Raw genomic sequence first — 23,010 nt, 5'->3', positions numbered from 1 at the left:
CCCTCCTCTAAAAGCATATGGATATCCACGAATATCAGGCCAAGGAGCGCTTCCGCCTGGCTGGCATCCCGGTTCCGCCGGGCGAGATTGCGACGACCCCGGAAGAGGCCGAAACGATCGCTACCAAGTACGGCGGCACGGTCGTGGTGAAGGCGCAGGTACACTCCGGCGGCCGGGGCAAGGCCGGCGGCGTGCAGCTCGCCAAGGACGCGGCCGAGGCGAAGGAACACGCCGCGGCCATCCTTGGAATGGACATCAACGGCCTCACCGTAGAAAAAGTGCTCGTGACGCCCGCCGAGGATATCGACACCGAGGCGTACGTCGGCGTGCTCGTGGACCGCAAGAAACGAGCGGCGACGTTCATGGTCTCCGCCGAGGGCGGCGTGGACATCGAGCATGTCTCCGCAGAGACGCCTGAGCTGATTCGGAAGCTGACGGTTGATCCCCGCTATGGAATCCTCCCTCACCAAGCGTACTGGCTTGCCAACTTCCTGTACGACGATCCGAGCTTGATCAAGCAGGCGAGCGAGATCATCGCGCAGCTCTACGACGCGTTCGTGAGTTCGGGAGCCTCGATGGCCGAGATCAACCCACTCATCACCACCTCCGCCGGTGAGGTCAAGGCGATCGACGCCAAGATGAGCATCGACGACTCGGAGCTGTTTCGTCGTCCCGATGTCGAAGCGATGCGGGACACGTCGTGCGAACCGGCGTCGGAGATCAAGGCGCGTGAGGCAGGCCTCTCGTACGTGAAGCTCGACGGGGATGTCGGGTGCTGCGTCAACGGGGCAGGACTTGCGATGGCGACGATGGACCTGGTGAAGTACTACGGCGGCGAGCCGGCGAACTTCCTGGACATCGGAGGTTCGTCCAACCCCGACAAAGTCGTCGCCGCGCTGGAGATCATCACATCGGATCCGAACGTGAAGGCGATCCTCTTCAACATCTTCGGCGGCATCACCCGGTGCGACGATGTTGCGAAGGGCATTGTAGAGGCGACCAAGCGCATCGACATCGGGCCCCCGATCGTGATCCGTCTCACCGGCACCAACGAAGAGTTGGCTCTTGAGATCCTCGAGGACGCGGGTTTCTCCGCCTTTACGTCGATGGACGCGGTCGTAGAGAAAGCGGTCGAGCTGGCAGCGGGGGGCGCGTAAGCCATGTCGATCTTCATCGACAACGACACGAAGCTGGTGGTACAAGGGATCACTGGGCGGGACGGCTCGTTCCACACGCTGCAGATGATGGAGTACGGCACCAAGGTCGTCGCCGGCGTAACCCCGGGTAAGGGTGGCCAGAGCTTCGAGGGTCCAGATGGCGAGACGGTGCCGATCTTCAACGCCATGGACGAGGCGGTCGCGGAGACCGGCGCCGACACCTCGGTGATCTATGTGCCCCCGGCGTTTGCGGCGGGCGCGATCCTGGAAGCGGCTGACTCCGGCGTCTCGTTGGTTGTCGCAATCACCGAGGGCGTGCCCGTGCTCGATATGGTGAGAGCGCATGCGTTTGCGCGCGACAAGGGCGTGCGTGTGCTCGGCCCGAACTGTCCTGGGCTGATCTCCCCCGGGCAATCGAAAGTCGGCATCCTGCCCGGCCAGATCGTCACCGAGGGACCGATCGGGCTCGTCTCGCGATCCGGTACGCTCACCTACGAGGCGGTCTTCCAGCTCACCAGTGCGGGCCTGGGGCAGACAACCTGTGTGGGTATCGGCGGAGATCCGCTCATCGGGACGAACTTCATCGACTGCCTCGAGGCGTTCGAGGCCGACCCCGAGACCACGGGAGTGGTCATGCTCGGGGAGATCGGTGGCACCGACGAGCAGGAAGCTGCAGTGTATGTCAGCGCCAGCATGTCCAAGCCGGTGGTAGGATTCATCGCCGGCCAGACGGCTCCCCCGGGACGCCGAATGGGACATGCCGGTGCGATCATCAGCGGCTCGGCCGGTACGGCGGAGGAAAAGATGAAGGCCTTCGAGGAAAACGGGATCGCGGTGGCAAAGCGTCCTGCGGACCTCGTCGCTTTGATCCAGGACGCACTGAACTAGGGACAGGGCGGAACGTTATGGAAGACGAACCATTGCTGGTCGAAGACGCTCTGAAGCCAGGGCAATACCGGGTCTATGCGGATACTCCGCTCGCTGAAGTCGTGGACTTGATGGTCCGACGCGAACTGCGCGCGGTGCCCGTCGTCGGTGAACGGTACGAGGTGTTGGGAATCATCACCTCGGGCGACGCGCTGGACCGCGTGCTGAACGAGCGCTCAGGTGCGCCCGACCGGGAGGAGTTGCTTGCCAGGGATGTGATGACGCGAGCGGTGCTTTGCGTGTCTGAGGACCAGCTGCTGGACGAGGCAGCCAATACGATGGTGAACCGGGACGTCGAGCAGCTCCCGGTAGTGCGCGACGGAGAGTTTATCGGATTTGTCACACGCGACACGATTCTGCGCGCTTTCCACGACGGTGTCACTCGGGCGAACAGCGAAGAAGAAAGCGACTCATGAGTCGAACTCTGGCGATCATCAAACCAGATGCCGTCGATGCCGGGAAGGCCGGGAAGATTCTCGCGCACCTGGAGAACGCGGGCTTTTCGGTGACGTCCTTGAAGCTCACAGTCCTCGGCCGGGCCCAGGCACGTGCGTTCTATGCGGTGCACGAGGGGCGACCATTCTATGATGAATTGGTCGAGTTCATGACCTCGGGCCCCGTGATTCCGATGGTGCTCGAGGCGGACGACGCGGTGGCCAAGCTACGCGAAGAGATCGGCGCCACCGACCCGGCCGAAGCCGCGGAGGGCACGGTGCGCAAGCTCTTCGCCGAGTCGAAGGGCAAGAACGCCATCCACGCCTCTGACTCCGACGAGAACGCCGCCAACGAGATCGCTTTCTTCTTCTCCGGACACGAGCGACTAGGGGTCTGGTAGCCTGGACAATTCCCGGCCCCTGGCTAGCTTTCGCAACTATGCTAAGTCTCGATCTCGGTCGCCTGAGCCGGGAGGGTTCCGTGCTGGTCGAGGCTCGACTTCCTGCCGATGCACCACTGTGGGATGAGAGTGGCATCGAGTGGGCTGGCCCGGTCGATGTACGGCTCAAGGCTTCGCACGCGGGCACCGGAGAGGTCGTGGTGCGAGGTGTCATCGAGGGAGCGTTGGCACAGACGTGCAGGCGCTGCCTCGAGCCCGTGACGGGTAGTCTCGAACACGCTGTCACATTGGTTTTTGTATCCTCGGACGCTCCGGGGTTCGAAGACGACGACGGCACTCACGTGTTCGATCCGGGCGGTGAGTTTGATGTGAGCAACGCGGTGCGCGAGGAGCTGATGCTCGCGGTCGATAAATACGTCGTTTGTGATCCCGATTGCCGAGGTCTCTGTCCGACGTGCGGCGTGAATCGGAACACCGATTCGTGCACGTGCACGGTGGAGGAGGCCGACCCCAGGTGGGAGGCACTCAGGGCGCTCAAGAACAAGTGAGTAGGTAATGGCGGTTCCAAAAAAGCGGACCTCGAAACAGCGCAAGCGGAAGCGTCGCACGCACTACAAAGCCGAGGCTGTGACGGTCCACAATTGCCCGAACTGTGGTGACGCCAAGGTCCCGCATCGGGTGTGCCCCAGCTGTGGACATTATCGGGGGGAGCTGGTTCTCGAAGTCGAGATCGACTAGGTCGGGGGTCTCCCGAGCGATGTCGCGGCTCCCTCTCTAGCCTATGCGGATCATCCTCGATGCCATGGGCACCGATCACGCTCCGCGGTCCGAAGTGGCGGGGGCGCTCGAGGCATTGAAGGAACTCGACTCCGACGTCGAGATCGTCCTGGTGGGGGATCGGGATACCATCGAGGCCGAGTTCTTACAGCACGACGAGATTCCCGATCGGCTCTCGATCCACCATGCGCCGGACCGGGTGACACCGGAGGAGTCGCCCTCGAAAGTGATCCGCCGCAATCCCGAGTCTTCGCTGGTCGTGGGGCTCAAGCTCCACCGGGACGGCACGGGGCATGCCTTCGTCAGCGCCGGCTCCACCGGAGCGGTCATGGCGACGTCGCTCTTCACCCTGCGTGCGCTGCCCGGCGTGGATCGTCCTTCGCTTGCGACCACGTTGCCGTCAGCCGGTGCCCCAGTTCTCCTGCTCGACGCAGGTGCGAACGTCGACTGTAAGCCCCACCATCTCGTGCAGTTCGCTCATCTCGGCAACATCTACGCGCAGGACATGATGGGACGGTCGGACCCGAGAATCGCGCTGCTGAACATCGGGGAAGAGCCGGGCAAGGGTGATGAGCTCACGTCTGGGACCTATAGACTCTTGAGGCGAGAGACGGGGCTCAACTTCGTGGGCAACGTCGAGGGGCGGGACATTATCAAGGACGTCTGCGACGTGGTAGTGTGTGACGGTTTCGTGGGGAACGTACTCTTGAAATTCTATGAGTCGGTCGCGGAGTTCATCATCGGTCTAGTCGAGGCGGAGCGGGTAGGGAAAGCTGACGACGGCCTGGACCTCGATCACGCTTTCCGGGTTCTCGACTACGCGGAGACGGGGGGAGCACCCCTCCTGGGTGTCGGGGGCGTCTCGGTGATCTGCCACGGCGAGTCACCTCCGAAGGCCATCCGTAACGCGCTCGCACTAGCCGCAAAGGCGGTTCGCTCAGACATGGTCAGGCACAGTGCCCAGGAGGTCGCATTGGCGCTCGGACCCTCCTCGAGGGAGGCGTCATGAGAAAGCCGAAACCGCTGGTCGAGATCGCGGGCACCGGCCGGTTCCTTCCCGACAACGTCGTGACCAACGAGGACCTCGCCAAGACGCTCGATACCACGGACGAGTGGATACGTACTCGCACCGGGATCCGGGAGCGTCGCATCGCGCCGGACGACATGGGTGCCGCCGATCTAGGAACCGGCGCTGCGAGGAATGCGATGCGAAGCGCCGGCGTCGAGCCGGGCGAGATCGACGTCCTCATCGTAGCCACAGCGACGCCGGACCGGTTACTGCCGTCGACCGCGTGTGACATCCAGGCCAAGCTCGGGTGTAGCAACGCCGTGGCCTTCGATATAGGGGCGGCCTGCAGCGGCTTCATCTACGGTCTGACCCTGGCAGAGGGGTACCTGACGGCTGGTCGAGGGGAAGTGGCTCTCGTCATCTCCGCTGAGAAGATGAGCTCGATCGTCGATTGGGAGGACCGCTCCACCTGCGTGCTCTTCGGCGACGGCGGCGGAGCGGCCGTCGTTCGCCCCGCCAACGAATCGGGGCGTGGAATCCTGTCGAGCCACCTCCGGTCGGACGGGAATCTCGGCGAGCTCTTGTATCGACCGGCCGGTGGAGCTTTGCACCCGATGAGTCAAGCGGTCCTCGACGACAAGACCCACCTCGTCCGCATGAAGGGCCGGGAGGTCTTCAAGCACGCCGTTCGCAACATGGCTGAAGCGTGCGATCACGCGCTGCAAACCGCGGGCCTGACTCCAGACGACGTCGATCTTCTCATCCCGCACCAGGCGAACATGAGGATCATCGAGTCGACCGCCAAGCACGCTGGCATCTCGATGGACCGGGTGTACGTCAACGTCGACCGATACGGGAACATGAGCTCCGCGACGGTCCCCATCGCGATCGATGAAGCTCTGGAGCAGGGGCTCATCGGACCGGGCTCCAACGTGCTCCTCGCCGCCTTTGGCGCGGGCTTCACATGGGGCGCGATGGCGCTCCGTTGGTAGCAGAAAGAGGCGAACGTGTCACTCGCGCTGATCTTTCCCGGGCAGGGGTCACAGGCCGTTGGTATGGGCCGTGCCCTCGCCATTTCAGATGCCAGGGCCGCCGCCGTGTTTGCCACGGCAGACGAGGTGCTGGGGTTCCCACTTTCGGGTTTCATGACGGAGGGCCCGGAGGACGAGCTCACGGCCACCAAGAACGCACAACCGGCCATCCTCGCCCACTCGGTGGCCGTGCTGCGGGTCGTCGAAGACGAGCTCGGTCCAGTGGCTTTCGCTGCCGGGCACTCGTTGGGCGAGTTCAGCGCGCATGTGGCGGCAGGTACCCTCAGCTACGAAGACGCGCTGGCGGCGGTTCATCTCAGAGGCGAGCTGATGTTCCGAGCGGACCAGGAACGGCCGGGAACCATGGCTGCGGTGCTCGGCCTGAGTGACGACGAGATCGAGGCGCTGTGTGCGGAGGTCGATGTCGGTGTTTGCGTGCCTGCCAACTTCAATGCGAGCGGTCAGGTTGTCATCAGCGGTGACATTGCCGGCGTGAAGCAGGGGATGGAGCGCGCGCAGGCGGCGGGTGCGACGAGGGTCGTACTCTTGAAGGTGTCAGGGGCGTTCCACTCTTCGCTCATGGAGCCCGCCGCGGACGGCCTGAGAGACAAGCTCGAGTCGATCGACTTTCAGGACCCGGCATACCCAGTGTTCTCAAACGTCACAGCGAGGCCGGTCACGAGCGGCTCCGAGGCACGGAAGCTGCTGGTCGAGCAGCTCACGTCGCCGGTGCGGTGGAGCGCCTCGGTGGCGGCGATGGTCGAAGCGGGGACGGATCGCTTCCTCGAGATCGGACCTGGCTCCGTCTTGCGGGGCTTGAATCGGCGCAACGCGAAGGGGGTCCCGTGCAGTTCCCTCGGGGAGCCTGAGGACCTTGCAGCACGGTGGAGGGCGCCTGAAGGCGCTTCACAACGGGAGGCTTTGACGAGATGAGCGCAAGAGAGCTCGAAGGCAAGGTCGCCATCGTCACAGGTGGATCGCGGGGGATCGGCCTGGCAATCGCAGAGTCGCTCGCGGACGCGGGAGCCAAGATCGCCGTGATCGGTCGCAACGGTGAGCGCGCCAAGGAGGCCGCGGCCGCCCTGCCGGGCGAGGGACACCGAGGCTTCGCGTGTGACGTGGCGGACTCGACTCAGGTTTCACACACGGTAGCGGCTGTTCAAGAAGGCTTGGGCTCGATCGACATCCTCATCAACAACGCAGGTCTCACGCGGGACAACATCCTACTGCGCATGAAAGATGAGGAATTTGATGAGGTGATAGCTGCTAACCTAAAGGGTGCATTCAACTTCACTCGTGCAGTGACGCGTGGGATGATGAAGAAGCGTGACGGCGTGATCTTGAATATCGCGTCCGTCGTGGGGCTCGTCGGCAACGCGGGGCAGACCAACTATGCCGCTTCCAAGGCCGGCATGATCGGGATGACCAAGAGCGTGGCGAAGGAATTGGCCTCCAGGGGGGTCCGTTGTAACGCGCTTGCGCCCGGCTTCATTCGCACCGACATGACCGCTGCGCTGACCGAGGATCAGATCGAGGACGTAAAGGCCCAGATCCCCCTCGGGCGCCTCGGTGAGACGGACGATATTTCGGGCGTCGTGCGGTTTCTCGTGAGCCCTTCTGCGCGCTACATTACCGGCCAGGTCTTGGCAGTCGATGGCGGAATGGTCATGTAGTGGGCCACACCGCCCTTTTCGTGACGAACAGGAGGGGACATGAGCGAGCCCATCGAGGCCCGTGTGCGCGAGATCATCATCAACGAGTTGGGTCTCGAGCCTGAGAAGGTCACGGACGACGCTTCGTTCGTTGAGGATCTGGGTGCCGACTCCCTGGACACGGTCGAGCTCGTGATGGCGTTCGAGGAGGAATTCGGACTGGACATCCCGGATGAGGACGCGGAGCAAATGCGGACCGTTGGCGATGCGATCAAGTATCTGAAGGAAAACCGCGAAGACTGAGTCCTTCCGGCTTGTTAAAGGCGGCATGACTACGGGGCAGGAGCCGGGGCAGGAGCCTCGACGGGTGGTCGTCACCGGGATGGGTGTCATATCGCCCGTCGGAAACGACCTAGCGAGCACGTGGGACGCTCTGCTCGCGGGCACCAGCGGTTGTGGCCCCGTCACGCTCTGGGAGACGACCGACGAGTTCGCCTGTCGGATCGGGTGTGAAGTGAAGGGTTTCGATCCGCTCGACTATGTGGAGAAGCGCGACGCGAAGCGCTTCGACCGCGTGTCGCTCCTTTCGATCGCGGCTACAGCACAGGCGCTCGAGTTAGCCGGCGTGCCGGACGGTACCCCGGACGGCATGGATCCGAGCCGCTTCGGGGTGATCTTCGGCAGCGGCATCGGCGGGATCGCGACCTTCGAGGAGCAGCACAAGCGCATGCTCGAGGGCGGGCCGAAACGGGTGAGCCCGTTCTTCATCCCGATGTTCATTCCCGACATCTCAGCAGGGCTCATCTCCATACGGTGGAACCTTCAGGGTCCCAACTACGCCACCGTATCGGCGTGCGCGTCCTCGGCGCATGCCATCGGGAATGCCGCGCGCCACATCCGTCATGGCGATGCCGACATGATGATTGCCGGCGGTGGCGAGGCCACGATCACCCCGATGACGTTCGCGGGCTTTTCGTCGATGCGCGCCATGTCGACGAGAAACGACGACCCTTCGGGAGCGAGTCGGCCGTTCTCCGCGGACCGGGACGGCTTCGTGATGGGAGAGGGTTCCGGCGCTTTGGTTCTGGAAGTCCTGGAGCATGCGGAAGCGCGCGGCGCAGAGATTCTGGCGGAAATCGTCGGGTACGGCCTTTCCGGTGACGCGCACCACATCACCGCACCGCCGCCGGACGGGTACGGGGCCCAGCGCGCAATGCGCATGGCAATCGAGTATGCGGGGGCGGCGAGTGAAGACGTGGACTACGTGAACGCCCACGGGACCTCGACGATGGCTGATGCGATCGAGACGGCGGCGATCAAGGCGGTGCTCGGTGATCACGCCTACGACACGGTCGTGGGCTCCACCAAATCCATGACCGGACACCTGTTGGGGGCGGCCGCGGCACTCGAGGCGATCGCATGTATCCAGGCATGCCGGACCGGCAAGATCCCGCCGACCATCAACTATCAGGGCCCGGACCCAGAGTGCGACCTCGAGTACGCGCACGGTGGCATGATCGAGCGCCCCGTCGAGTTGGCGCTCAGCAACTCGTTCGGCTTCGGTGGGCACAACGTCTGCCTGGCGATCCGGCGCTGGGACGCCTGACGCGCGCGGCATGAGAATCGGGACCGGGTACGACTCACATCGCTTTCAGGACGGTAGGGCGCTCGTCCTGGGCGGTGTACATATTCCTGATCACGCCGGCCTCTCCGGCCACTCCGATGGTGACGCGGTTGCCCACGCGATCATCGACGCGATGCTGGGCGCGGCCGCCGCAGGGAACGTCGGCAGTCATTTCCCTCCGGACGACGACGAGTGGAAGGACGCCGATTCCATGGATCTGCTCGCTCGGGCCGTACAGATCCTGGAGGCGCGAGACTACGGGGTCGTCAACGTGGACGTCACCGTGATCTGCGAGAGCCCCAAGATCGGACCCCACGCGGAGGCCATGTGCCTGCGTCTCGGTGAGGTGATGCGGATCTCGTCGACGTCGATCTCGATCAAGGGCAAGAGCAACGAAGGCATGGGCTGGATCGGCGCGGGGGAGGGCATCGCGGTACATGCGGTCGCGCTGATCGAGTCCCAGGTGGGTGGTGGCTCGCCGGAACGCGCGTGAGGCATGGCTAACTTCCTGAACTGGGTAGAGGATGTTCCGGCTGCGGTGGTCTACGTCTTGTTGGGCGTCGGTGCCGCGCTCGAGAATGTGTTGCCGGCGATCCCGGCGGATACGTTCGTGGCGCTGGGTGGATTCCTTTCGGCAGTCGGAGAGTTGGACGCGCGGTGGATCTTCGTGTCCACGTGGTCGTTGAACGTGGGGTCGGCGCTCGCCATGTATCGGCTCGGCTACACTCATGGCAAGCCCTTCTTCGAGGCCGGATGGGGGAGGCGAGTCTTGAGACCTCATCAGATGGAGCGCATGGCCAGCTTCTACGAGCGCTTTGGGATCGCGGCGATCTTTCTCACGCGGTTCTTGCCCGGACTCCGCTCCATCGTTCCGGTCTTCGCAGGGGTTAGCCGCCAGCCGTTGATCCTCGTGGCGATTCCCATCGCCTTGGCTTCCGCCATCTGGTACGGTGTGCTCATCTGGCTCGGGGCGCTGGCGGGGCAAAACCTGGACGTGCTGCGGGCGCTGCTCGGGCGGGTCAACGGTGTCCTGCTCGTCGTCGCGGTGGCGGTCGCGGCGCCGTCGGCCCTCTGGTGGTGGCGCACGCGGCATCCGCGGGACAGCGATGGAGCGCGGCCTCGGTGAGTGAGTCGTCGATTCCGAGCGCGTTTCGGTTCGAGCAGTTCAACGACTACATCACCTTCGAGCGAGGACTTTCCGCGCGCACGTTGTCCGCCTACGAACGAGACCTCACGCGCTGGTGGAGGTCCGTGTCAGAGAGCGGAGTGGGCGACCCTGTGGAAGTGACGCTGGACCTGCTGCGCGAGTGGATTTTCGGATTGAAGGACGCTGGACTCGCCGGTACCTCGATCCGCAGGGCGCAGTCTGCGGTGCGCACGTACTTCCGCTTTTTATTGTCGGAAGGCGTACTCGACGTCGATCCGACCGAGCGTCTGGAGAGTCCGCGTGTTGCCCGGAAGCTGCCGGACTTCCTGACGCAAACCGAGGTGGTGCGCCTACTCGACGCCCCGGATTCCGAGAGACCACTGTTCTGGCGGGACCGCGCGATCCTCGAGCTGCTCTACGCCTCCGGGCTCCGGGTCTCCGAACTGGTCGACTTGCCGCTGTCAGGCCTCGATCTGGGTGAAGCGTTCGTGACCGTGTTCGGGAAGGGCTCTAAGGAACGAATCGTGCCCATGGGTGGTCCGGCGGTGAGGACGCTGGAGCGCTACCTGCGAGAGGTGCGCCCGGGACTCGACAAGGGCCGCGGTGAGGGCCATGTGTACCTCAACGCCCGGGGGACTCGGATGAGGCGGGAGTCCGTTTGGAAGCTCGTCAAGAAGTCTGCGAGGCGAGCGGGAATCGTGAAGAACGTCTCTCCGCACACCCTCAGGCACACCTTCGCGACCCATCTGGTGGAAGGCGGGGCGGACCTGGCTGCCATTCAGGAGCTGTTGGGTCACGCCGACATCTCGACGACACAGATCTACACCCACGTCGACCGCGAATATCTCCGAGACGTGCACCGACGATTCCACCCCCGGAACTGAGGGGCGGCGTACGTCGCGCTCGGGCTACTGGGGCACGTCGCGCTCGGGCCGCTAGAGCCCTCCCGTCCCCTGACCCCGGCGAACCCGCTCCGCGTCGGCGGCCTGGAAAAGCTGCGCCTGAGAGGTCGAGGTCCGCAGCAGACGCACAGCTTCGGACAGGACAGGATCCCGCTCCATTCGGATGTCGGCTTCCGCACCCAGATCATCCATGCGCTGAGCCACGCTGATACGAGCCCGCCAGCGCAGGTATGTCCGGACGCCCGAGTCGGAGAGCTGGTCCTCGGCGAGGCCCTCCTCCGCGAGAAGAGTCATGAACCGATCGAACTCCGCATCGGTGAGACCCGGGTCATCATTGGCTTCGCGGCGGGCGCTGGCGGCCTCGAAGCCGAGTTCTGCGAGGCGGAGCCCGAGCGGAATCTCCTGGTCGTTCGCAGCCCTGATCAGCTCCCGCTCGACGACTGTGGTCGTGTCGTCCGCCACGGCGAGATCGGGGAAGATTCCACCGCCGTTGATGAGCGAGCGCCCTTGCGCGGTCGTGACACGTGGCAACGTGTCCAAGTCCTCCGCGATCGGACGGAACTGAGAATCTCGTGCCCGCTGAAGCGAGCGGCCGAGTGGTGTATGCCACGACCCGATCGTGAAACGCAGACGTCGGCTGTACGGTAGCCGCATCACGGTCTGCACGACGCCCTTGCCGAACGAGCGTTCACCCAGAACGAGCGCGCGATCGTAGTCCTGGAGAGCGCCGGCGAGAATCTCGGCTCCGGACGCGGTGAAGCGATCGACCAGCACCACGATCGGGAGATCCGGAACCAACTGAGGCCAGCGGTCCGTGTAGGATTCGGTCTCCGTTTCATACGCCTCGGCGTCCGGTATACGCTGCACGGTGCTGGCGAGCGTCGAGCCGGGCTTCAGGAAGAGGTCGGCCAACATGAGCGACTCGTCGAGGAAGCCGCCGGGGTTCCTACGCAGGTCGATGACGAGCCCCCGCGTATCCGCGAGCTCGGCGAGCGCGGAGTTCATCTCCTGGGCCGCGTTCCGCGCCACCCGGTCGAGCAATATGTAGCCGATGCCGCTCTCGAGAACGCCGTAGTGAACGGCCGGCACGTGCACCTGCGCGCGCGTGATGTCGAAAGCGATGGGCTCGTCGAACCCGGCGCGCTTGATCTTCACGAGCACACCGGTGCCCACCGGACCCCGGATCGAGTCCGCAGCCATCTTTGTCGTCCAGTCCGACGCATCGTTCGCGTTCACGCCCACGATGATGTCGCCGACGATGATCCCCACTTGATTGGCGGGCGTGCTGCGGAAGACCGCCGTGACGGTGACCTCTTTGTTGAGTCGAGTAATCTGGAGGCCGATGCCGGAGTAGTTGCCCGTCGTCTGCTCTTCCCACGCATCCGACTCGACCTCGGTGAAGAGCTCCGCGTAGGGGTCGTCGAGCGCCCCGATGAGGCCGTCGATCGCCGCCTCCCACAGCGTGGAGTCGCTGACACCGTCCATGAGAAGGCCGGAGATCCTAGCCACGGTTTGTGCCAGGATCTCGGGCTCGGCCGACTGCCCGACCTGCTCGACCGCAGTGAGGAGGTCGGCCAGCATGATCGGCTCGTCTACCGCTTCGTCGGAGTTGCGCCGAAGCAGCACCGTTAGGCCGTCGAGCGCCGCCTCCCACAGCGTGGAGTCGCTGAAGCCGTCCATGTGCATCGTTGTGATCGCTTCCACGGCCTCCGCAAGGATCTCGAGTTCGGGCGGTGACCCGACGCTCGAGTTCGCACGGGTCTCGGTGTCTTGCGCGCCCAGAGTTGGGGCGGCGAGCGCCAGGATCAGCGTCAACGTTGCGAAACGGTATCTCATGCGGGCGCCCTCGGCGTCGGCGTAGTTGTCATGTGTGTCCTCTAACCCCCGCGTACGGAACCGCGTTCCGTGCATCGCCGGGGCTTCCAGGACGCTCCCCTGCAACATATGAACCGAACGGATACTTTTCACCTATCGGTACAGAATAAGGTCGGAGGCATGAGGCCGAGACTCAAACGAGATCCACCGTCCATGAGCCCAACCGAGGCCCGCCCTCCGCTCCGGGTGGCGCTGGTACAGTTCAAGCCCACGAAGGCTGATGTCGCCCGCAATATCAAGGCCGTATGCGACATTGTCGGGGCCCACGCGAACCAGACCGACCTGATGGTCTTTCCCGAGGCGGCGCTCAGCGGATACTTCCTCGAGGGTGGTGTCGCAGAGGCGGCGCTGACGGTCGAGCGGTTGATCGAGATGCTCGGCCCACCGCCGGCAGGCGGGCCCGACGTCGTGATCGGCTTTTACGAGCGCTGGCGCCGTCGTTTGCACAACAGCGCCGTCTACCTCGAGGCGGGAGACGGCGCGTGGGCCGTGCGACACGTGCATCGAAAGATGTTTCTGCCCACATACGGTGTCTTCGACGAGGCGCGGTTCGTAGAGACGGGCACGGAGCTTCGGGCGTTCGATACGCGGTTCGGGCGCCTAGGCATCCTGATATGCGAGGAAATGTGGCACTCGCTGCCTGCGACGATCCTGGCACTGGGTGGCGCTGAGCTTCTGGTGGTCGTCAGCGCTTCGCCTGCTCGAGACTTCACTGCGGGTTCGGGCGGACGGCCCGCCAACCTCGAGCGCTGGGAGCAGATCGCCCCCGGCGCCGCGATCGAACACGGCGTATTCGTGGTCGTCGCTCAGCTCGTTGGGTCCGAGGGCGGCAAGCTTTTCCCCGGTGGGTCGATCGCGGTCGGACCGGACGGACAGGTGCTCGCACGTGGCCCCCTCCTCGAGGAGGCCGTGACGATCGCCTCCCTCGACGCCGCGTCGATCGATCGAGCCCGCGTCGTTTCACCGCTCCTGTCCGACCTCGAACAAATGTTGCCCCACCTCCGGCGGTCGCTGGAAGCGACACGGCCGGGGGCGGGTGCTTCTGAGGTCGAGGATGACCCGGAGGCCGAAGGGGACCCAGAAGAAGCGACACCGGCGCTGGTGGGGCGCGGGCCGATCCCCACGGACGATGCGGCGCTCAAGAACCCTGTCGAGCTCGAGCTCGACCTCGAGCTCGTCGAACGCACGCTGGTGGAGTTCATCCGCGAGGAGGTGCGGCGGCGACGTCACTTCGAGCGCGTCGTCGTGGGCGTGAGCGGAGGGGTCGACTCGGCGGTCTCACTCTTCCTGGCCTGTAGGGCACTGGGCGCTGAGAACGTGTACGGCTTCCGGCTGCCGTACCGGACATCCAGTGACGAGAGTCTCGAGCACGCGGCGATGGTGCTCGAGGCGACCGGCGCACACACCCGCACGATCGAGATCTCGGATCCGATCGACCGATACGTCGAGCAGTACGAGCCCGATATCTCGCCGCTGCGCAAGGGCAACCTGATGGCACGCCTCCGCGCCGTGATCCTCTTCGATCAATCGGCCAGCCTGAGCGCGCTTCCGCTCGGCACCGGCAACAAGAGCGAACGGCTGCTCGGGTACTTCACATGGCATGCCGACGACTCGCCCCCGATCAACCCGCTGGGGGACCTGTTCAAGACGCAGGTGTGGGCGCTGGCGCGCCACCTCGGTGTGCCGGACGTGATCATCGAGAAGCCGGCTACGGCGGATCTCGTGAGAGGCGTCACGGACGAGGATGAGATCGGAGTGTCCTACCACGACGCGGATCCGATCCTGCACGCCATGGTGCGCGGCTATGGTCCCGAGCAGCTCGTCGGCCTCTCGTTCGACCGGGAAGCTGTCGAGGTCGTGTGGCGGCGTCTGCAGAGCACGCACTGGAAACGGGAGCTCCCGACTGTCGCGGTGTTGTCCTCCACCGCGATTGGCGAGTTCTATCTCAGGCCGGTCGACTACTAGCTGATAGGACGGCTAGCTGATAGGGCGGCCTTTCGGCATGACCTTCGCCGCCCACAGCCCCGAATTCATGTCGGAAAAGAAGACATACCCTTTGTGCGGCTGCCCTCCCCAGACGCTCACCTGGTTCCTCAGGAAACCACCTGGGTCCTGCGGCTTGTAGATGGCGATCTCGCGGCCCTGCCGACCGAGGTTGCCCATCAGCTCACCCGAGACGTCCACGATGCGTAGACCACCCTTGTAGTACGCCTGATACAACACGTCGTCCTCGACCCAAGAATTGTGCGTACCGGCTTCCGGCACTTCGTAACGCGCCACGTCCTTCGGATTCTCCGGGTCGGTGAAGTCGATCACGTGCAGGTACCCGTCCATGCGTCCTTGCACGCCGCCCTCGCCGGTCGCGGGGTCGTACGGCCGGTTGTCCCTACCCGGGCCGGTCCAGGCTCTCCCTCTACCGCCCCCGATCTCATCGCCTAGGAAGAGATAGAACTTCCCCGTCGACTCCTGGAAGTACGGGAAGGCCGCGTGCGTGGCGCCCACGGGGTAGGGCACTTGGGTCACGAAGACCGGATTCTCGATGGAGCCGCCCCACCTTCCGTTTCCGACATCGACTACCACGACGCCGTTCTGCCATTCCGATGAGTAGGCAATGCCGTCGTGGACCCACACATCGTGAATGCGGCTGTTGGGGTGGTTGTACTCACTGACGAACTTCGGATCGTACGGATCGCGCACGTCGATGATGACGTACTTGTCACCGTTCGCGAGCGCGAACAGATAGTCCTCGGTGGCGAACATGTTGTGCACGCCGCCGGTGACCCCGTGGCTCTCGAACGTCGAGGCGATTCGCGGGTGGGCCGGGTCTGCCATGTCGAGGATGACTACGCCGTTTCGGCGGTTCGACGCCCCTTCGCGCGAGAGCGCCGCGTACCGACCGCTCGGCGCGACTTTCACGTCGTTCACGGTGCGAGCGTCGAGTTGCAGGGAGTCCGTCTTGATGATGTTCGTCGGATCGGTGACGTCCCAGAAGTACGCCCACCCCGCAGCCGACCAAGTCCCGGTGATCGCGTAGTCGCGTCCGTCGACGCCCTCGAAGACCCAGAGGTCCGACGTGTGTGTGTTGCCCACCGTGCCCCGTCCCTGGAGCTCGATCTCCTGGACCGCGTCACGGCCGCGGATGAGGACGGTCTTGCGCGCCGTGAGCGGGCCGGACATCGCCAATAGTGTATAGCGACCAGGAACCTCGGCCACGAACGCCCCGGCCTCCATGATCGCCGATGCTCCAGGCGAACGGATCGAGTCGTCCGGAACGAATGTGTAGGCCCACGTCAACGGCAGGTCCGGCACCGGGCCCTCCGGACCGCTAGCTCGCGCGGAGAAGCGGAGCACGTCGCCAGTGCGTGCCTGGTCCGCACCACCGTGGATGGTGAGCTCGGTCGCCGGAAACGCCAGAACGTCGAAGGACGCCTGCACCTCCGTCTCGCCGTCGACTTCAACGGTGATCGTGACGGACCCGGCTGCGGTCGCCATCACGGTTCCGTACGCGTCGACCGACGCGACCTCGGGGTTCGAGCTACGCCATGCGAAAGACGCCTCGGGCCGGCGCGTGCCGTCGGCGTGCAGCGCCACCGGGCCGTGGGTGATCGTAGTCCCCACGTAGAGAGCCGCGCCGGATGGGTTAAGCTCGACTCGGTCGATCGCCGGCCAAGCGATGTCGACCGGGATGCGTAGCATTGGCGGGGCGCCCGTAGCCCCTTCGGGGAGCACACCAGTCGCCACGATCTGGTAGCTGCCGGCCCGGTACGACTGCAGAACGCCGTTGCGGTACCTGAGCACCGAGCGCGGTGCCGCGAAGCGGATGTCCATTTCCACCGAGTCACCAGACTCGTCAACCGCCCTGACCGCCAGCGCAATTTCCGATCCGACGACGAGCGACACTTCAGCCGGCTCCGCCACCAACGTGATATCTGATTCTTGCGCCGAAAGGCTTGGGCTGGCCGAGGCAGTGGCCAAGCTCAACATCAGGACCAAGGAAAGGTGTCTCTTTTTCATGATGGGATTCTTCGCGGCCTGTTGACGGGTCCAAGGAGCAACAAGAGAATCAACCCCCTCGAGTCGCTGAACAAGATGGGAGAGATACCAAGCATGACGGAGCACTCATTCATGACGAAGCACTTATTCCGGTCTGCGCTCCTGACGGTCGCAGCTCTTCTCTTCGCGATGCCCGCCTTGGGCCAGCACCGGGTTACGACGCCCGAAGAGCAGTTTGGGCACGAGATCGGCGCTGACTATGAGTTGGTCAACTACGAAGGCCTACACGCCTATTGGATCAAGCTGGCCGGCGAGTCCGACCGGATGATCCTGGATACCATCGGCTACACCGAGGAGGGACGGCCGCATCTCCAGGCGATCATCACGTCTCCGGAGAACCACGCGCGCCTCGAGCACTATCGCGACATCTCGCGCATGATGGCGAAGGCCGAGGGGGTAAGCGAAGCCCAGGCGCGGGAACTCGCGCTGGAGGGTAAGGCAACGGTCTGGATCGACGGTGGTCTGCATGCGACCGAGGTGCTGGGGGCCCAGCAGCTCATGGAGCTCGTCTATCGGCTGAACGACTACACCGACGCCGAGACGATGCGCATCCTCGACAAGGTCATCATCCTCGCGACGCACGCGAACCCCGACGGCCACGCGCTCGTCGCGAATTGGTACATGCGGCAAGACGACCCGATGGAACGCAGCACGAGCGGGGTGCCGGTCCTCTACAACAAGTACGCCGGGCACGACAACAACCGCGATTTCTACATGGCTGCCCTGGCCGAGTCGCAGAACATCAACACGTCGATCTATCGCGTCTGGTACCCGCAGATCGTGTACAACCATCACCAGACGGGCCCGCAGGGAACGGTGATGTTCGCGCCGCCCTTCAGGGATCCTCCGAACCACTACTTCGATCCGCTCATCATCACGGGGCTCGATCAGGTCGGCTCGGCGATGCACCAGCGCTTCGTACGCGAGGGCAAGGGTGGTACGACGATGCGTTCCGGTTCGTCCTACTCCACGTGGTGGAACGGGGGTCTGCGCACCACACCGTACTTCAAGAACATGATCGGGCTGCTCACCGAAACGATCGGCAACCCGACCCCGGTCGAGATTCCGTTCCTGCCTAGGCAACAGATGCCAAGGGGGGACCTCCCTCTTCCCGTCGAGCCCGGTCCGTGGCATTTCCGTCAGTCGATCGAGTACTCGCAGACCGCGAACTGGGCGGTTCTGGACTTCGCGTCGCGGAACTCAGACCACCTGCTGTTCAACATCTGGCAGATGGGCACCAACTCGATCGCGCGTGGCAACACCGACTCGTGGACCACGATGCCGTTCGAGATCGACGCGGCCGCCGACGCGATGGCCCGCGGCACTCGAGAGGACTGGGAGCGCATCCTGCGCGATCCGGCGGATCGCGACCCGCGCGGCTTCATCATTCCGTCGGACCAGCGCGACTTCCTGACCGCGACGAAATTCGTCAACACGCTGCTCTACGGTGGTGTGGACGTCCACCGAGCGAGCGCGGACTTCACGGTCGCCGGCACCCGGTACGCGCAGGGATCCTACGTGGTGAAGGGCGCTCAGGCGTTTCGTCCGCACGTGCTCGACATGTTCGAAAAGCAGGAGCATCCGAACGACTTCGCCTACCCGGGCGCGCCGCCGACCGCGCCGTACGACAACACCGGCTGGACGCTGGCGTGGCAGATGGGCGTCGAGTTCGATCGCATCATGGACGGCTTCGACGGCCCCTTCGAGCTCATCGCCGACATCATCTCGGCTCCAGTGGCCGGCGTGGTGGCCGGAGCCGCCAACGCTCGCGGCTACGTTGTGGACCACATCAACGACGCCTTCATCGCGGTCAACCGGGTGCTCGCGGCGGGCGGGAGCGCGTATTGGTATACGGACGAGCTGAGCGTGGGCGAGCAGAGCTTCAGCGCCGGCGCGTTCTACCTCGAGACCGATCGCGCCACGGTCGAGACGCTGGCTGCGGAGAAGGGACTCAGCTTCGTCGGCGTGGCGAACCGACCTGCCGGGAACACGATGGAGCTCAAGCCGGTGAAGATCGGACTTTGGGATCGCTACGGAGGGTCGATGTCGTCCGGATGGACGCGCATGATCCTCGAGGACTTCGAGTTCGACTTCGACGTGTTGTATCCGCCGGACCTGGACAATGCCGACCTCTCCCAGTACGACGTGCTCGTGTTCGAGGACGGAGCGATCCCGGCCGCTGAGAACGATGGCGGCGGTGGTGGCGGGCGCGGTGGGCGTGGCGGACGCGGTGGCGGCCCTGATCCGAGCACGATTCCTGAGGAGTACCGCGGCCGCATGGGGAACGTCTCGATCGACGGCACGGTGCCGCGCATCCTCGAGTACGTGCGCAACGGCGGTGCCGCGATCGCGATCGGCTCCTCGGCGAGTCTCGCGCAGCATGCAGGCCTGCCGGTGAGCGATCACCTGGTAGAGAACGGCATCCCACTCACGCGCGAGCAGTACTTCACGCCCGGCTCTGTCTTGGACATGAAGATCGACCATGGGAGCCCACTTACCCACGGCTTCGGCGAGCGCGTGAATGTGCTCTTCAGCCATAGCCCGACATTCTCGCTGGACGCGGGTGCAGAGGCACAGGGCGTGCGCCGCATCGGGTGGTACGACACGGAGAGCCCGCTCAAGAGCGGGTGGGCGTGGGGTGGGCGGTACCTGCAAAACGGTGTCGGCGTGATCGAGGCCGACTACGGTCAGGGCAAGCTCTTCATCTTCGGCCCGAGGATCACCTTCCGGGCGCAGCCGCACGGGACGTTTGGCTTCCTCTTCAACGGGATTTACTACGGGGCGGCGGACAACCGTCCGATATCGTAGGAAGCGTTCAGGTCGCTCCAGCGTTTTGAAATCAAGTCGGATCGCGGACTGATCGGGTAGGGCGTAGCGGCGGCGGCCTGTAGGTCCGTCTCCTTGGCAGTGTCCACCGTTTCCGGTTTCGTGCCCGTATAGGGTTCACCGTGGGTCGGCTCACCGCTACAACCCTCCCACACCACCGGACTTACGCTTCCGTATCCGGCGGTTCACGAGGAGCGCGCAAGTCTCCGGTACTCCTGTAGAAGGCTCACGAGGCCCATCTGGCTCAACAGTGTGGTCGGTACGGCCTGGTTCATGTTTCTCGAGCCCGCGTTCCACCACGGACCTCGCCCGTTGTACGCCGACTGGGCGGCTCGTTTGTCGTCCAAGCCCCGCTTGCGCAGCTCCTTGAGTCGGGTCCGTGGCCGCTTCCACTGTCGCCACAGAATGAGGCGCAGCCTTCGGCGGATCCACATGTCCAACTCTTCGAATACTCCGCTCACGTCCGCCAACCGATAGTACGCAGCCCAGCCCCTCAAGATCGGGTTGAGCTCCCCGATGGTACGCGCAAGGCTCCAACCTCGGCCTCGTCGGAACAAATCCTTCAGCTTCAGTTTCAGCCGCTTCACCGACTCCGGTGCCGGCTTCAGTTTCGGCTCCTTGTTCGACGTGGTCCCATACCCTAGGAACTTTCGTTTCCAGGGCCGGTCCACCGCGCTCTTGTTCCGGTTCACCTTCAGGCGGAGGCGCTTCCTCAAGAAGCCCTCCAGCGACGCCAGCACACGCTCCCCGGCCCGCTCCGACTTCACGTAGACTTGGATAGTCATCGGCGTAACGCACGAAGCGGTAGACTGCTTCCAGGACCTCTCGCAGCGCACCCTGCACGATCTTGTCCTCCAGACTACTGATACCGATCGGCCGCGTCTTACGGTTCGCCTTCGGGATGTGCACACGTCGGATCGGCTGATGCCGGTACCGCATCGTCTTCAGCCGCTCGTGCAGCCCCCGGAGGTTCTCTTCCAGTTGCTGCCCGTACTGCTCCTTCGTGATGCCATCGACCCCTACCGCCGCATCCTTGCGGATTCGGCTGAAAGCCCGTCCCAGCGCCGCCTCGTCCACGAGGTGCGCCAATGAGTTGAACCGAGCGTCCGAGTCTCGCTGCGCTCGCTCCGCTACCCTCAGGAGTCCCGTGGACATGGGGACCCTCTGTCTGAGCTCAAGGTCATGTTTCCCTCCTGAGGTTCTACCTCAACACTGGCCGCCTTTGCTCCGCTGGGTCCGGGTGCCGAGCCCGTTCCCCACCGGAAGCCTGAAACCTTTGAACGTAGTCGGACGACATGAGGGTACGCATGATCTTCTAGGTCGCGGGAGCTCACACTCCCGCTCCGCCACCTCTCGGGCCTCGCCTCGGAGGATACACGGCGGCTGAACCTCAATAAGTGTTTGGTCCAGAGTTCAGCCTCTGCGCCCGACTTCGAAGCCAAGTCAGAGTCCAGGGGACGCTTCCATCGATTCGGGGTCCTCGTGGCGCTGCTAACTCGCAGCGCCTCTTGGGGGACCTCCGCGCTCTTGCCTCCGGGGGCCTGATAAGTGTTGGGCGGCCCCTCGCCACACGCGCTATCCGCCGGTAGGTTACATGTAACCTTGTGAGGAGTCCGCGTGGAATGTCTAGTACAAAGAAGCCGATGAGTTCACGCGATAAGGTACGTGCGCATCGGGAACGCCTGCGACGGGAAGGGCTCCGACCGATCCAGATCTGGGTCCCGGATGTCCGGTCGCCAGATTTCGGGGTCGAGGCGCATCGGCAGTCGCTAGCGGTGGCAAAGAGCGACCACGGGTCGAGCGACCAGGGCTTCATCGACGCTGTTTCTGAGTCCCTCGGGGAGTGAGACGGGGCGAGATATGGTCCGTCGTCGGTGGTAGAGACTACGTCGGGAAACCGCGGCCCGCAGTCATTGTGCAAGACGACGGATTCGACGCGACCGCGTCGGTGACGATTTGCGCGTTCACGACCGATCCCACCGAGGCCCCACTTTTCCGGATTCACGTTGAACCGGACGATTTGAATGGGTTGAAGGAGCCGTGCCGCCTAATGGTGGACAAGATCACCACGATCCCGAAGCAAAAGCTCGGCTCTCACATCGGTCGACTCGGCGACGAAGACGTGATACGACTGAATCGTGCGATTCTCGTGTTTCTTGGACTGGCTGGATCCTCAAAGACCCGAGGATAGCCCGCCCCCATCACTGATCCTCAGGGGGCCGTCCAACGTCTCGCGATTGTGTGCTGCCGGAGCTGCAGGCACACAACTCCGAAGCGCTACCAGGCGTAGCTGATCAGTTTCCCCGCACTGCAGCAATCGCCTCATCCTCATGCAGACCCCCTCCCGGACCTCTCGACGAGAGGGCGGAAGGATCAGGGTGCATGCTCAATCCATCTCTCCCAGGAGAGGACGGAAGGATCAGAGCGCAGGTCAACCCGAAAATACTCGTGAATCATGATGTCGCGCGCCCCTGCAATGTCTCGCCATGGCACGTCTGGGTATTTGGCTCGAAGATCTTCGGGGAGCCCTTTCGCCGCCTCCCCAATGATCTCGAGGCGGCGAACCACGGCATCCTGCTTTTCGACATCCGCTGGGAAGTCTTGTTAAGAACGCGCAGAGGGCGCTCCAGAACGACACCGGTCAGAGCCAGCGCCGGACCCGGCGTTTGTAGTCCAGATAGGGTTCCCCAAACTTCCGCTCGAGGTAGGCTTCCTCCGGCAGGATCGAAAACGCCTGAAGAATTAGGCCGCAAACAGGCGTCAGAGCTAGAATCCAGATATTGGAGAGGATCACTGAGAAGCCAAGGCAAGCGAGGACCATCTGGAGATACATGGGGTTCCGCGTGATTCGGAATGGGCCGCGTTCAACTATCTCGGGCGTCCCCTTCCAGGGACTCACGCTTTGGCCGGAGCGACGAAAGAGGATGACCGACCAAAGCCCTAGGCCCAAAAGCGGTCCGGCTTGGCCGTGGCTATTCGACCGACTCGACGGCAACGGTGTGCACTTCGTGCTTGCGCACGCGAAGCGACTCAGGGTCATCGCCGAGTCGAGCTACAAGAGCGACGATATCGACGCGGAGCTACTGGCGCGCATGCGGCTCGCTGGCCTCATCCCCGAGGTCCATCCGAAGTCCGTTGAGCAGCGAGGGCATGCCGTTCTTCTTCGCCATCGGGCGAGGCTCGTGCGGCAACGCA

The 23,010-nt window shown here is 64.1% G+C and carries 26 protein-coding genes; 21 read left to right on the top strand and 5 right to left on the bottom strand.

Annotated features, from left to right (window positions below; all coding sequences use genetic code 11):
* Positions 1 to 17 precede the first annotated feature (17 nt).
* The 15 genes from sucC to xerD all read left to right on the top strand — a co-directional run bounded on the left by sucC (position 18) and on the right by xerD (position 11,043).
* The gene (gene sucC / locus IIB36_07070) at positions 18 to 1,157 is read left to right on the top strand and encodes an ADP-forming succinate--CoA ligase subunit beta (GenBank protein MCH7531516.1); all 1,140 of its coding nucleotides are present in this window, start codon (positions 18 to 20) and stop codon (positions 1,155 to 1,157) included.
* A 3-nt stretch (positions 1,158 to 1,160) separates the two neighbouring features.
* Positions 1,161 to 2,045: a succinate--CoA ligase subunit alpha gene (gene sucD, locus IIB36_07065; protein ID MCH7531515.1), complete on the top strand. Its 885-nt coding sequence runs from the start codon at positions 1,161 to 1,163 to the stop codon at positions 2,043 to 2,045.
* 17 nt (positions 2,046 to 2,062) lie between these two features.
* Positions 2,063 to 2,500: a CBS domain-containing protein gene (locus IIB36_07060; GenBank protein MCH7531514.1), complete on the top strand. Its 438-nt coding sequence runs from the start codon at positions 2,063 to 2,065 to the stop codon at positions 2,498 to 2,500.
* A complete protein-coding gene (gene ndk / locus IIB36_07055; protein ID MCH7531513.1) occupies positions 2,497 to 2,919 on the top strand; it encodes a nucleoside-diphosphate kinase in 423 nt (140 codons plus the stop codon). The genes IIB36_07060 and ndk overlap by 4 nt, the downstream gene beginning before the upstream one ends.
* An 80-nt stretch (positions 2,920 to 2,999) precedes the next feature.
* A complete protein-coding gene (locus tag IIB36_07050) occupies positions 3,000 to 3,467 on the top strand; it encodes a DUF177 domain-containing protein (protein ID MCH7531512.1) in 468 nt (155 codons plus the stop codon).
* A 7-nt stretch (positions 3,468 to 3,474) separates the two neighbouring features.
* Entirely contained in the window at positions 3,475 to 3,657 is a 183-nt protein-coding gene (gene rpmF / locus IIB36_07045) for a 50S ribosomal protein L32 (GenBank protein ID MCH7531511.1), read from the top strand.
* 43 nt (positions 3,658 to 3,700) lie between these two features.
* A complete protein-coding gene (gene plsX / locus IIB36_07040; GenBank protein MCH7531510.1) occupies positions 3,701 to 4,705 on the top strand; it encodes a phosphate acyltransferase PlsX in 1,005 nt (334 codons plus the stop codon).
* Positions 4,702 to 5,697, top strand: a complete 996-nt coding sequence (locus IIB36_07035; GenBank protein MCH7531509.1) for a ketoacyl-ACP synthase III — start codon at positions 4,702 to 4,704, stop codon at positions 5,695 to 5,697. The genes plsX and IIB36_07035 overlap by 4 nt, the downstream gene beginning before the upstream one ends.
* A 15-nt stretch (positions 5,698 to 5,712) precedes the next feature.
* Complete coding sequence (gene fabD / locus IIB36_07030) at positions 5,713 to 6,669, top strand: ACP S-malonyltransferase (GenBank protein MCH7531508.1); 957 nt, start codon at positions 5,713 to 5,715, stop codon at positions 6,667 to 6,669.
* The gene (fabG, locus tag IIB36_07025; GenBank protein MCH7531507.1) at positions 6,666 to 7,409 is read left to right on the top strand and encodes a 3-oxoacyl-[acyl-carrier-protein] reductase; all 744 of its coding nucleotides are present in this window, start codon (positions 6,666 to 6,668) and stop codon (positions 7,407 to 7,409) included. Before fabD ends, fabG begins: the two co-directional genes overlap by 4 nt.
* 39 nt (positions 7,410 to 7,448) lie before the next feature.
* Positions 7,449 to 7,691, top strand: coding sequence for an acyl carrier protein (locus IIB36_07020; GenBank protein ID MCH7531506.1), 243 nt, complete (start codon positions 7,449 to 7,451; stop codon positions 7,689 to 7,691).
* A gap of 25 nt (positions 7,692 to 7,716) precedes the next feature.
* Positions 7,717 to 8,994 (top strand): beta-ketoacyl-ACP synthase II, encoded by a 1,278-nt coding sequence (gene fabF, locus IIB36_07015; protein MCH7531505.1) that lies wholly within the window; start codon positions 7,717 to 7,719, stop codon positions 8,992 to 8,994.
* A gap of 10 nt (positions 8,995 to 9,004) precedes the next feature.
* Positions 9,005 to 9,505 (top strand): 2-C-methyl-D-erythritol 2,4-cyclodiphosphate synthase, encoded by a 501-nt coding sequence (gene ispF / locus IIB36_07010; GenBank protein MCH7531504.1) that lies wholly within the window; start codon positions 9,005 to 9,007, stop codon positions 9,503 to 9,505.
* Between the two features lie 3 nt (positions 9,506 to 9,508).
* A complete protein-coding gene (locus IIB36_07005) occupies positions 9,509 to 10,138 on the top strand; it encodes a DedA family protein (protein MCH7531503.1) in 630 nt (209 codons plus the stop codon).
* Positions 10,135 to 11,043 carry a site-specific tyrosine recombinase XerD gene (gene xerD, locus IIB36_07000; protein MCH7531502.1) on the top strand — a complete coding sequence of 303 codons (909 nt, stop codon included), beginning with the start codon at positions 10,135 to 10,137 and terminating at the stop codon, positions 11,041 to 11,043. Before IIB36_07005 ends, xerD begins: the two co-directional genes overlap by 4 nt.
* A 51-nt stretch (positions 11,044 to 11,094) precedes the next feature.
* Here the strand turns inward: xerD and IIB36_06995 are convergent, their stop codons facing one another.
* Positions 11,095 to 12,897: a S41 family peptidase gene (locus tag IIB36_06995; GenBank protein ID MCH7531501.1), complete on the bottom strand. Its 1,803-nt coding sequence runs from the start codon at positions 12,895 to 12,897 to the stop codon at positions 11,095 to 11,097.
* Positions 12,898 to 13,089: 192 nt separating this feature from the next.
* Here IIB36_06995 and IIB36_06990 point away from each other — a divergent pair, with 192 nt between their 5' ends.
* A complete protein-coding gene (locus IIB36_06990) occupies positions 13,090 to 14,901 on the top strand; it encodes an NAD+ synthase (GenBank protein MCH7531500.1) in 1,812 nt (603 codons plus the stop codon).
* A 12-nt stretch (positions 14,902 to 14,913) separates the two neighbouring features.
* On the opposite strand, the gene IIB36_06985 is transcribed toward IIB36_06990, so the two are convergent.
* Positions 14,914 to 16,950, bottom strand: a complete 2,037-nt coding sequence (locus IIB36_06985) for an Ig-like domain-containing protein (GenBank protein MCH7531499.1) — start codon at positions 16,948 to 16,950, stop codon at positions 14,914 to 14,916.
* Positions 16,951 to 17,061: 111 nt separating this feature from the next.
* Here IIB36_06985 and IIB36_06980 point away from each other — a divergent pair, with 111 nt between their 5' ends.
* Positions 17,062 to 19,797: a peptidase gene (locus IIB36_06980; protein MCH7531498.1), complete on the top strand. Its 2,736-nt coding sequence runs from the start codon at positions 17,062 to 17,064 to the stop codon at positions 19,795 to 19,797.
* A gap of 203 nt (positions 19,798 to 20,000) precedes the next feature.
* On the opposite strand, the gene IIB36_06975 is transcribed toward IIB36_06980, so the two are convergent.
* The gene (locus IIB36_06975) at positions 20,001 to 20,600 is read right to left on the bottom strand and encodes a maturase (GenBank protein ID MCH7531497.1); all 600 of its coding nucleotides are present in this window, start codon (positions 20,598 to 20,600) and stop codon (positions 20,001 to 20,003) included.
* Between the two features lie 139 nt (positions 20,601 to 20,739).
* Here IIB36_06975 and IIB36_06970 point away from each other — a divergent pair, with 139 nt between their 5' ends.
* The 3 genes from IIB36_06970 (at position 20,740) to IIB36_06960 (ending at position 22,006) form a co-directional block, all read left to right on the top strand.
* The gene (locus IIB36_06970; GenBank protein MCH7531496.1) at positions 20,740 to 20,907 is read left to right on the top strand and encodes a hypothetical protein; all 168 of its coding nucleotides are present in this window, start codon (positions 20,740 to 20,742) and stop codon (positions 20,905 to 20,907) included.
* A 530-nt stretch (positions 20,908 to 21,437) separates the two neighbouring features.
* Positions 21,438 to 21,662 (top strand): antitoxin MazE family protein, encoded by a 225-nt coding sequence (locus tag IIB36_06965; GenBank protein ID MCH7531495.1) that lies wholly within the window; start codon positions 21,438 to 21,440, stop codon positions 21,660 to 21,662.
* Positions 21,659 to 22,006, top strand: a complete 348-nt coding sequence (locus tag IIB36_06960; GenBank protein ID MCH7531494.1) for a type II toxin-antitoxin system PemK/MazF family toxin — start codon at positions 21,659 to 21,661, stop codon at positions 22,004 to 22,006. Before IIB36_06965 ends, IIB36_06960 begins: the two co-directional genes overlap by 4 nt.
* A 182-nt stretch (positions 22,007 to 22,188) precedes the next feature.
* Here the strand turns inward: IIB36_06960 and IIB36_06955 are convergent, their stop codons facing one another.
* Complete coding sequence (locus IIB36_06955) at positions 22,189 to 22,383, bottom strand: DUF86 domain-containing protein (GenBank protein MCH7531493.1); 195 nt, start codon at positions 22,381 to 22,383, stop codon at positions 22,189 to 22,191.
* Between the two features lie 73 nt (positions 22,384 to 22,456).
* Positions 22,457 to 22,714 (bottom strand): isoprenylcysteine carboxylmethyltransferase family protein, encoded by a 258-nt coding sequence (locus tag IIB36_06950; protein ID MCH7531492.1) that lies wholly within the window; start codon positions 22,712 to 22,714, stop codon positions 22,457 to 22,459.
* A 25-nt stretch (positions 22,715 to 22,739) separates the two neighbouring features.
* Here IIB36_06950 and IIB36_06945 point away from each other — a divergent pair.
* Positions 22,740 to 23,010 (top strand): hypothetical protein (locus tag IIB36_06945; GenBank protein MCH7531491.1); only part of this gene is annotated, 271 nt, incomplete at its 3' end.

The sequence above is a fragment of the Gemmatimonadota bacterium genome (genome assembly GCA_022560615.1).
GTDB lineage: Bacteria > Gemmatimonadota > Gemmatimonadetes > Longimicrobiales > Gaopeijiaceae > UBA1138.
The sequence above is the reverse complement of the archived record's forward strand: the minus strand, read 5'-3'. Positions and strand labels throughout refer to the sequence as shown.

Coding starts and splice junctions, on each gene's coding strand:
- plsX (MCH7531510.1), top strand. CDS start 3,701: ATGCGGATCATCCTCGATGCCATGGGCACCGATCACGCTCCGCGGTCC.
- IIB36_07005 (MCH7531503.1), top strand. CDS start 9,509: ATGGCTAACTTCCTGAACTGGGTAGAGGATGTTCCGGCTGCGGTGGTC.
- fabG (MCH7531507.1), top strand. CDS start 6,666: ATGAGCGCAAGAGAGCTCGAAGGCAAGGTCGCCATCGTCACAGGTGGA.
- IIB36_07035 (MCH7531509.1), top strand. CDS start 4,702: ATGAGAAAGCCGAAACCGCTGGTCGAGATCGCGGGCACCGGCCGGTTC.
- IIB36_07060 (MCH7531514.1), top strand. CDS start 2,063: ATGGAAGACGAACCATTGCTGGTCGAAGACGCTCTGAAGCCAGGGCAA.
- IIB36_06965 (MCH7531495.1), top strand. CDS start 21,438: ATGTCTAGTACAAAGAAGCCGATGAGTTCACGCGATAAGGTACGTGCG.
- rpmF (MCH7531511.1), top strand. CDS start 3,475: ATGGCGGTTCCAAAAAAGCGGACCTCGAAACAGCGCAAGCGGAAGCGT.
- ispF (MCH7531504.1), top strand. CDS start 9,005: ATGAGAATCGGGACCGGGTACGACTCACATCGCTTTCAGGACGGTAGG.
- IIB36_06985 (MCH7531499.1), bottom strand. CDS start 16,950: ATGAAAAAGAGACACCTTTCCTTGGTCCTGATGTTGAGCTTGGCCACT.
- IIB36_06990 (MCH7531500.1), top strand. CDS start 13,090: ATGAGCCCAACCGAGGCCCGCCCTCCGCTCCGGGTGGCGCTGGTACAG.
- sucD (MCH7531515.1), top strand. CDS start 1,161: ATGTCGATCTTCATCGACAACGACACGAAGCTGGTGGTACAAGGGATC.
- sucC (MCH7531516.1), top strand. CDS start 18: ATGGATATCCACGAATATCAGGCCAAGGAGCGCTTCCGCCTGGCTGGC.
- IIB36_06970 (MCH7531496.1), top strand. CDS start 20,740: ATGCCGGTACCGCATCGTCTTCAGCCGCTCGTGCAGCCCCCGGAGGTT.
- IIB36_06980 (MCH7531498.1), top strand. CDS start 17,062: ATGACGAAGCACTTATTCCGGTCTGCGCTCCTGACGGTCGCAGCTCTT.
- IIB36_06975 (MCH7531497.1), bottom strand. CDS start 20,600: ATGACTATCCAAGTCTACGTGAAGTCGGAGCGGGCCGGGGAGCGTGTG.
- ndk (MCH7531513.1), top strand. CDS start 2,497: ATGAGTCGAACTCTGGCGATCATCAAACCAGATGCCGTCGATGCCGGG.
- fabF (MCH7531505.1), top strand. CDS start 7,717: ATGACTACGGGGCAGGAGCCGGGGCAGGAGCCTCGACGGGTGGTCGTC.
- IIB36_07020 (MCH7531506.1), top strand. CDS start 7,449: ATGAGCGAGCCCATCGAGGCCCGTGTGCGCGAGATCATCATCAACGAG.
- IIB36_06995 (MCH7531501.1), bottom strand. CDS start 12,897: ATGAGATACCGTTTCGCAACGTTGACGCTGATCCTGGCGCTCGCCGCC.